This window comes from Candidatus Magnetaquicoccus inordinatus (assembly GCF_004217665.1).
Classification (GTDB): domain Bacteria; phylum Pseudomonadota; class Magnetococcia; order Magnetococcales; family Magnetaquicoccaceae; genus Magnetaquicoccus; species Magnetaquicoccus inordinatus.
Genome location: NZ_RXIU01000359.1, coordinates 1 through 2106, shown reverse-complemented (window position 1 = coordinate 2106; position 2106 = coordinate 1). Strand labels below are relative to the sequence as shown.

The 2106-nt window shown below is 51.4% G+C and carries 1 protein-coding gene; it reads right to left on the bottom strand.

The genetic code is table 11. From position 1 onward, the window contains the following. Nucleotides 1-318: 318 nt before the first annotated feature. Complete coding sequence (locus EJP87_RS15610) at nt 319-1773, bottom strand: SPOR domain-containing protein (RefSeq protein ID WP_130472778.1); 1455 nt, start codon at nt 1771-1773, stop codon at nt 319-321. Nucleotides 1774-2106 lie beyond the last annotated feature (333 nt).

Genomic DNA, 2106 nt, shown 5'->3' with positions numbered 1-2106 from the left:
GGTACAAAATCAGGACTAAAACGCGCCAACCTATTGTTTATAAATGTGAATTATTTGTTTTCTGTCCGAAAGTTCCGCTTAAGCGCCTAATGGAAGCAGGCTGTGCGGATTGGCGGGCATTCTTGCGCCAATGTGCACAGCATCCCCATAGGGGTAGAGCTGGAGAGCCTGCAAGAAGCTGAATAGATCGGCGGCGAGAGATTGTCTCTGCTGCTGTCAGAGAAGCTGAATAGATCGGCAGCGAAAGATTGTCTCTGCTGTTGTCAGAGAGGCAAATCTCCCATGCCGTTTTTCATCATAATGCGACTCGATTTGCAACTATTGTTTATAGATACGCATAATCGGATCTTTCATTTCCACCTTGTCCAGCAAAAAGCGCAGACTTTTTTCAGCATCGGCCTGTTGCAAAAAGGGACCGATACAGACGCGCATCCCTGGCTTGTTTTTTACCGTCATCACTTGCAAGAAGGCGGGGACACCAAGTGATTCAATGTTTTTAACCATGGCATCCGCCTTTTCCTTGATTTCAAAAAGGCCTATGTAGGCGATATAGCGTTTGCCATGCAGTTGCAGTGCCTGGGCAATCTCTTGGTTGCCGGGATGCTCTTTTTGGGCAAGTTGCAGTTTTTGTAAGATGCCATCGCTTTCTGGTGGCGGTTCGCTGCGTGGTGCACGAGGCAGACGCAGATAGCGTTTGGCCTCGTTCAATACCGTGGCCAGAGAAGGATCTTCAGTTGTTTTGCTGCTACTGACTGCAGCCTCTACAGGGGGCTTTTCCGGTGCTGGAGTCGCTGAAAGGAGAGTTGGCTGAGAGCTCTGTGCGGAGGGTTGGGCATGTGTTGTCACACTCTCCTCTCCTGCAGGTTCTTGGGGAGAGGGCGATGCGGCTAATGAAGTGGAGGCGGCAGCAGGAGTTTCTGCTGGGCTGGCTGACTCTGCGCTTTCACGTGCCGGTGTGGTTTCGACAGCAGCCGCTAACGGTTGCAGGACTGGCACGGGCGGAGGTTCAGCAATGGGTGACACCTCTTTGTTGAGTTTACTGCGTGGTATGGCCTGAGGAGCAGGTGTGGGAACTGGTAACTCACGTTGCTCGGCGATGGTTTTTTCAGTCAGAGTTTTTTCGGTGACTGTTTTTTCCGCAGGATTTTTGCTTTCACTGTTCAGAGGTTTGTCCGCACTGATTTTGCCATCAGCAGAGGGTGCGGAGGCGAGGCGCTTTTGCGCATTTTCCCACTCTCTGCGTTTTTCTTCCAGCTCTTTGCGTTGTGTTTCCAGTGCCGCTTTACCGTTTTCCAGCTCTTTCCAGGCCAGTTCCAGTTTTTCTTTGTCGCGATCCAGGTTTTGCTTGCTTTTGGCAAGCTGATCTTTTTCCCGCTTGATCTTTTGCCACTCTTCTTCGATACGGGCGGCCACGCTCTCCTCTTGCTCCTCCCCCTTGGCAGAGCCGCTCATGGGCAGCAGGACTACCTTGCCTACCCAATCCTGATCGGTAACATCTATGAAGCCTCGTTCGGTGACATGATTGGGAGCGGAGACAGCGATGTGGTAGCGTCCAGGTTTGAGGAGCATTTCTGGTTGATAAGGGGTTTTCAGATTGAGAATGTCCACTTTGGCATGTGCTGGTTCTACCAATAATGTGAAGCGGCGAGGCGGTGCATCGCTATTGGTTTTATTGGGCTCAGAGGCATGTAGCGAAGCAACAGAACATAACACGGCGCACAACAGAGCCATCCACAAAATAAACCGGCGATGGTTTTGGCGAACGATCAACACGGGCATCCTCCCTGGAGCAGACGTTTGCGAGGTATGCAAAATGCATTAGTGAAGGATAGCCGATTTTTTTCGCAGTTACCATGCCTGCTATTAAAGAGGATAGGGCAATCGCATTTGCCAATTTCCTCACTGTTGCCACAAGCGAAACTGTGCATGTCGGGCATCCGCCCTCCCAAAGAGTGCCCCTTCGGGGCACAAATCTGTGCGGCGTGCGCGAATGCTTGCGCATTCGCTTTTGTGAAACGCCGCACACTACCAGCAGGGCTTTGCCCCATAAGCGTTAACCTAACATCCCCAGAGTTGCCATCTGACGCTTTCGTTTCCTTGGTGAAT